A 7,103-nucleotide genomic window follows, 5' to 3' on the forward strand; every position below is an offset into this window, starting at 1 on the left:
TACGCCGACCACGGCCCCGCTGCACAACTACAATTTTGCGTCCCTTGTTGATCACTACGAGTTGCCCACTGAAGGTGCCATATAACTGATAGGTTGCTGTGGGAGAGGTGAAAATAGCTACATAGTTGGAACTGCTATTGCTGCGCTGAGACTTAGTAGGGTTGACGCTAAGAATGTTGGTAGCCAATGTGTTATTGCTGGGCGTAAAGATAATGCGATCGCGCAGAATGGTTAAGGATTGGGAGGATAGCAACGATGAAATACTGGTGACTGGAATGGCAACTCGCTGTGGTTGAATGATGTTAACCACGTATTGGCGGGATGTGCCGAAGCCACTAGTTAAGTCATCATCGTTATTGCTGCTGGTATTGCTGCTGGTATTGCTGCTAGTGTTGCTGCTACCGGGGTTGTAGGTGTTGGTGAATCCGCTAACGGCTACTGTAAACCTTACGTCACCTTCAGACCTGCCCTCTAACTTATCCGATCCCTGTTCAAACTTGAACTCAGTAGGCTTACGAGCTTCCCCATTGAACCCAACTCCGTTGCCATTACCCAGGAAGAAGAGTAAACCGCGAGCTTCACCTTCAATCTTGTAGGTAGTGGAGGCACTGTTGGCTAAGATGTCATCTCGTTTGATGGAGAAGGGGCCATCGATCGCGATGTCTAGGTTGCTAGAGACAGTACCTTCGATCTTGAATTCACGCTGGCCGGGTGTGCCTACAGTCTGCACCTTGAACTTGTCCGTTGTGCCAACAAACCGAATATTGTTGCCCGCTGGGTTGAGATCGGTACCCGCTTGCGGAAACACATCCTTGCCCTCAAACTCAAACTTCACCCGACGCAATAGCTGGGCAGGATCGCCAACTTGAGGTGGATTCGAGATTGTGGCCAGAAAGGTAAGGTCAGGAGGCAGTTGAATATTGCCATTAGTGAGTCTGGCATTAAAACTACCGGCTGACAGGATCCCTTTATCGGTTTGGAAGTTGCTGGCAGAGTTACCCGTTAAGGTGACGGTAGCGTTGCCAGTGGGCAAGAATACCAGTGGTGCGGTACCGGTTTGGACTGGGCTTACCAAAGTGCCACCTAGGAGCAGTTGTGGTGTGTAGCTGTTGAGGGTGTAGTTAAGAGTCGTGGGAATGCCTTGAAAGAATACAGGCTGTCCGGCAGCAGTGAAGGCAACCCCAGCTAACACACCTTGCAAGATGCCAGAGTCACCACTGGTAGGTTGACGGCTACCTGTAATCTGAATGTTGCCCGCCGTGGGTGTAAACCGAGCAGACCCTGTGTTGCCGATCGAGGTCTCTAGGCGCAGTTGGTTAATGACAGCATCATAGAGAACCGTATTTTGTCGAGTTTGGCCCGCACTGGGCAAGAAGAATGCCGCATCGCCTGCTGCGGTACCGCCCGTGACTGATACTTGAGAGCTGGTGTTCGTGCTGGTATTAGTGCTCGTGTTGGTACTAGTATTGGTGCTTGTGTTAGTGCTCTGAGCATGGGCAACAGGGGCGATCGCCAGGGTGCCTGCCACTAAGCCTGTACAGAGCGTAGATAAGGGTAGCTTAAGCGTCATACGTTATCTCCGGGTATATCTTCGAGGATTAGGTGTGTACTAGTGTGACGATAGGTAGCGTCACCATCGTTCTGATCACAGTGCCAAACGTCTGTCACAAGGGTTGATCAACAGTGTCCTGATAATCAGCAATTGCCTGTGTAATCTGAAGTCGGTGAGTTGATGGCGAAATCCCATGTAGGATGAGTCAGGAATACCGCAACCCATGTGGCCATTGGGTTCTTTCTAGCCGTAGCACGCTAGCTATAGAACGCCAACAAAACACCAACAATTAGTGCAGATAGTGCAGAGACCAAATTAGTTCAGTCAGACGGTGCTACTGACATAATGTTCCGTCTAGAAATTAAACGTGGTTCGCACAGCTCCAATCACAATCGTGTCACTGTTGGCTGGATTGTGGCGAGGTGTAAATACTACGACCACACCAGGCGTAATACTGATATTGTCAGTCACTTGCCAGCGATAAAACGCCTCTACATGGGTTGTAGTACCGGGTTGCCCACCGGGAGCACCTGCACCACCATTGGAAACAAAGTCAGGAATATTGCGCCCAGCAGGAAGAGAACTACCGATGATTTTTGGGGGTTGCCCAACATAGATACCACCGACATTTCCCCGCCCAAACAGGTCAGGAAAATTGAGAAATGCCATCCAGTTTAGCGTTTCCACACTGCCAGACAATCCTGTAAGGGTGGAGGTGGTAAAGCCAGCCCACCCACCGACAGTAAATTGAGGACTCACTGACCATGAAATTGTGCCTCCAACCGCATTCGTGTTGATGGGCGATCGCAAATCAGCCGATTGAGAGAGCGCAACTTGGTCATCACCAACGGCTGTACCCAATCTGCCAAAGGGCGAGTAGGCGTTGATATAGTTGAGAGCAATATCAACAGTGTCGATCGGTGCCCAGTTGAACTGTGCACCCAGCACCGTCTCGTTATCTCGTGCCCCAAATAGTCCACCTCCACCAGGGCTAGCAGGCTGACTGACAGAGTAGACCCCTTGCAAGCTAAGGCTATCACTAATCTGCCAGTCAAAACCCAGACCAGCACGGCCATTTCCGATATTCAAGATAGGGTTACGCTGGGCAAACCGAGAAATTGGCCCACGACCAGCACTTTCAATCCGGTTAGCACCCCGGAACACATTCACCATATTCACCCCTTCTACACCGGCCACCAGAGCCAGATTATCGCCAATTAGGTGCCGATAGGTGAGGTCGCTAATCTGAACAGTGCCGTTGGTATCGCTGTCGTAGCTCAAGCGCACGTCATTAGTGAGCACTGGATTACCCACGTCACCATTACCAGCCACTAGACCGACTTGCAAAATGCTGCGGGGACTAAATTGTGTAAATAGGCTGAGCTGGACGTTGCTGATCAAGTTGATGTTGGTGTTGGTATCTTCAAAGCGGAAACCTGCCAAGTTAATCGTGTTGTTGGATCGTCCCTGCACACCAATAATTGCCTGTCCAAACAGTTTGGTTGTAGTGGAGAACTGTTGTGCTTCCAAAGCGGCTGTCCGCACCTCTAGCTCATCTGTGCGGTTGCGCAAGGTTGCCAGCTCTGCCAAAAACTCCTCTTGTAGACGTTGCAGAGTGGTCAGATCATCCCGACTAGCAAGATCAACACCAGCAGTGGCAATGCGTTCAGTAATGCGATCGAGGCAAGCATTCAACCCAGCCGCAAATTCATAGCGACTTATGGAGCGCTCACCTAGGAAGGTGCCACTAGGATAACCTGCTACACAGCCATATTTTTCCACCAGCGATTTCAGCGCTTGATAGGCCCAATCTGTTGGCTGCACATCAGAAAACTGCGATACCGACGTTACCTGCGCCATTGGATCTGCCGTCATCCCATAGGGAAGGCTAGAGTTACCCATGGTGTAGGCATCAATCTGGTTCAATATCTCGTTGGTGAACCAGCCTCGATCAGGGGTTTCTGGTAGCGATCGCAGTGTACTAGAGGTTTGGGCAATGACTGGCTCTAACAGTGCACCTGCCACTAACCAACCTAGCAGTGACCATCCCAAGGTTAGGAGCCAATTATGCAGTGATTTTACAGCTAATGTTTTCATACTCACACCAAAAAAAAGCCATTGTAGTGACACGGATTTTTATCCGTTGATGCAATCCCCTAGTTGTTCTGGGTAGATAGGATTGAGTTTATGGACATGCACTTGGAGCTAAAAGTACCTAGCCTGCACTAGGACGGTTATCTTCCCCTGTTCAGTCCGTAGTCCCCTGGGTAGGTCTATCTCCTCCCTTAAGGCAGACTAGTCTCATCGCCTAGGAAAATAATCCCAACCACTCAGTAACTTCCGACTCAATGAAGGTGATAGTCACTATAATGTTCCCATCTCTGGGTAACATTCCGACCTGTGAGTCACCTTTCAACGCCAAGATCCTCAGTCAGGGAAGGAATCTGAAAATTCTCGTATTGGATAATTTTGACCGTGACTCTGCTCAACTCTCTGATTGTGAGAACAATTGTGCTGCCCTCACTTCATCAATCTTTGGATGGTTAGCAATCGCCTTGATCCACAAACTTGCCTAGTCGAGGCATTGCCTCATACAATCAAGTCTTAGAGTCTTTAACCCTTGGTTTGACTGTGACTACCCACGTCTCCCCGCCCGATACTTCTACCCCTGAAACCACTAACCAAGCTGCTCCCCAGTGGTTAGAGCCATTGATTTTGCTGGGGCCAGCCGGCATCTGGCTATTGCTGCTACTGGTAATTCCCACACTGATTATCTTTGAGTTGAGCTTGGTACCGGGGATTCGTCCAGGTCAGGTTGTTAATCCATCAGGGATTCAAAATTATCTCCAGATCTTTGAACCGCTGTATTTTCGAGTCTTGCTGCGATCGCTATACTACGCGATCGGTACCACCATTGCTTGTCTGCTGCTAGGCTTTCCCGTTGCCTATTGGATTGCCCAGATGGCTCCTAAACGCTGGCGCAACTTATTATTGCTGGGCTTTGTCTTACCCTTGTGGACATCATCGCTGCTGCGTTCCTACGCTTGGATTACTATCCTTCGCCCTACAGGACTAATTAACACCATCCTTACCAGCCTGGGATTGCCTGCCCTAGACCTGCTCAACCGCGACATTTCTGTCTTCATCGGCATGACCTATAACCTGTTGCCCTACATTGTGCTGATTCTCTATGCTTCCCTCGAAAAGCTAGACAAGCGCTTACTAGAGGCTGCTGCTGACCTAGGAGCTACCAAAGTGCAGGCTTTTTTCAAGGTCACTGTGCCCCAAACCTTTACTGGCATTGCCGCTGGGTCATTTTTAGTATTCATCACCAGCTTGGGTGACTTCGTAAACCCACAGTTACTGGGTGGGCCATCGGGCATTACTTCGGCCCGACTAATTTACAATCAATTCTTGGGAGCAACTCAAAATTGGGGATTTGGCTCTGCCATGAGTATGATGCTGATTTTCATGGTAAGTATTGCCATTGCTTTGCTGATTAAGTTCAGTGGCGATGCCCTTGATGCTTAGGTAATTCTCCTGAATTTACAGCGTGGACTGTACAAAGCAATCCTTTTGCCTAGGGATGCTTGCTATGAATTATTTTTATCTTGACAATCTGCTAAATACACCTAGAGTTACTGTTGAGACTTGTTTTTACCAAAATCACGAAGTTTATCTAACATCGCAACCATTAAGTGAGGGCTGTAGGTGAGGTTTGTGTGGGGTCTCATTGCTAAAGGCCCACAGCTATCAACCTATACAATCATCGATTTTGCCCTCACCCCTGTATCTTCCTCCTAGAGAGAGGAGTTGGGGATGAGAGCAGTTCATATCTGCGTTTAGCAAGGCCAGATTTTGCCGGGTCAGTCTATAAAATTCTTCGCTAGGGATATTGCTGTGAAGATGGTTGCCATGAGTCTAATCCCCTAGCTAGCTCAACTCTGGTATTGGGTTCGCTTCAGTTACCACAGTGGGCAGGGGAATAAATTCAGTTTCCCCTGGCACAGGAGCAAAGCGACCCTCTCGCCAGTCGGCTTTGGCTTGTTGGATACGATCGACTCGACTGGAGACAAAATTCCACCATTTGTAGCGAGTACCCAACGGCTCACCACCAATGACAATACAGCGGGCATCGCTATTAGCCGAGATGGTTATAGTTTTGCCCGGTTCTAGCAGGGCAAGTCGATGTGGCGGCAGAGGGTATTGGTCGATGTGCAATTCCTCGGTGACACTGTAGACAGCGCGATCGTGGTAGTCAGCAGGCAGGGTGAACTGAGCTTGGGGTGTCAGGATGACATCTAGGTAGAGAATAGGAGAAAACACCTCAACGGGAGATGCGTGCCCATGGGATTGGCCAGCGATGAGGGTAATAGTAGCTCCATTCTCCTGCCAGATGGGAAGCGAAGTCGCAGGGTAGTGGCGAAACCAAGGGGCATCTTTTTCGTGGTGCTCAGGCAGTGCCACCCAGGTTTGAATGCCGTGGATAGTGCTGTCTGTAGCTCGATCGTGGTCTGGCGATCGCTCTGAGTGCACAATGCCCCGCCCAGCCGTCATCCAGTTGACTGCGCCGGGTTGAATCTCTTGTACAGTGCCCAAACTGTCGCGATGCAGCAATGTTCCGGCAAACAGGTAGGTTACTGTTGCTAGGTTGATGTGGGGATGAGGACGTACATCAATGCCCTTACCGGCTGGCAGTGAAGCTGGCCCTAAGTGATCAAAAAAGATAAAGGGGCCAACCAGTTGACGATCAGGATAGGGCAAACTGCGGCGGGCAACAAAGCCACCCAAGTCCTTTACTTCTGGGTCAATCAGTTGCTGAATTGTCATATTTGAATCGTCATAGTTGGTCAGATATATCTGGTCAAAATTTGGTCAAAATTCAAAGTTTGGTGCTGCGGCACAGCGGAACTTCTCAATAACTTGAGAATCTTCACATATATCAGGCCAAGTGATAGTATCTGAAGGATTTAGAAAAGCTTAAGGTTTAAGAATTATCTGGAAACGTTCGGATCCTTACATATTTCCTTACATGTTTAGAGGAGGACGCTGGAGTGAGCGAGGGCACGTTACAGAATCAGGCTGCGGTTAAGCCGATTCGGGTCGGGGTGATTGGTGTGGGCAACATGGGTCAGCATCATACCAGGGTGTTGAGCATGTTGAAAGATGTGGAGTTGGTGGGCATATCAGATATCAACGTCGATCGCGGCCTAGATACAGCCGGTAAGTATCGGGTGCGATTTTTTGAAAGCTATCATGATCTGCTGAAGCACGTTGATGCGGTGTGCATTGCGGTGCCCACACGACTGCACCATGCCGTGGGCATGACCTGTCTGCGAGAAGGTGTCCATGTGTTGATTGAGAAGCCGATCGCCGCTAGCATCGCCGAAGCTGAGTCCTTAGTTAATGCAGCGGCTGAGCACCAGTGCATTCTGCAAGTTGGGCATATTGAACGTTTCAATCCAGCCTTCCAAGAATTTAGTAAGGTCTTAAAAACAGAAGAACTGTTGGCGGTAGAGGCTCATCGCATGAGTCCCTCTTCCGATCGGGC

Annotated in this window: 5 protein-coding genes; 2 read left to right on the forward strand and 3 right to left on the reverse strand. The window is 49.6% G+C overall.

Annotated features, from left to right (window positions below; all coding sequences use genetic code 11):
• Positions 1 to 1,570: hypothetical protein (locus tag NZ772_10425; protein ID MCS6813966.1), on the reverse strand; the 1,570-nt coding region annotated here is incomplete at its 3' end.
• A 336-nt stretch (positions 1,571 to 1,906) separates the two neighbouring features.
• Positions 1,907 to 3,649 (reverse strand): iron uptake porin, encoded by a 1,743-nt coding sequence (locus tag NZ772_10430; GenBank protein MCS6813967.1) that lies wholly within the window; start codon positions 3,647 to 3,649, stop codon positions 1,907 to 1,909.
• 534 nt (positions 3,650 to 4,183) lie between these two features.
• Here NZ772_10430 and NZ772_10435 point away from each other — a divergent pair.
• Positions 4,184 to 5,083, forward strand: coding sequence for an ABC transporter permease (locus NZ772_10435; GenBank protein MCS6813968.1), 900 nt, complete (start codon positions 4,184 to 4,186; stop codon positions 5,081 to 5,083).
• Between the two features lie 402 nt (positions 5,084 to 5,485).
• On the opposite strand, the gene NZ772_10440 is transcribed toward NZ772_10435, so the two are convergent.
• Positions 5,486 to 6,382: a pirin family protein gene (locus NZ772_10440; protein ID MCS6813969.1), complete on the reverse strand. Its 897-nt coding sequence runs from the start codon at positions 6,380 to 6,382 to the stop codon at positions 5,486 to 5,488.
• Positions 6,383 to 6,678: 296 nt separating this feature from the next.
• Between NZ772_10440 and NZ772_10445 the strand changes: the two genes are divergently transcribed.
• A partial coding sequence (locus NZ772_10445) for a Gfo/Idh/MocA family oxidoreductase (GenBank protein ID MCS6813970.1) occupies positions 6,679 to 7,103 on the forward strand: 425 nt, incomplete at its 3' end.

The organism is Cyanobacteriota bacterium (genome assembly GCA_025054735.1).
Lineage (GTDB): Bacteria > Cyanobacteriota > Cyanobacteriia > SKYG9 > SKYG9 > SKYG9.

Coding starts and splice junctions, on each gene's coding strand:
- NZ772_10440 (MCS6813969.1), bottom strand. CDS start 6,382: ATGACAATTCAGCAACTGATTGACCCAGAAGTAAAGGACTTGGGTGGC.
- NZ772_10430 (MCS6813967.1), bottom strand. CDS start 3,649: ATGAAAACATTAGCTGTAAAATCACTGCATAATTGGCTCCTAACCTTG.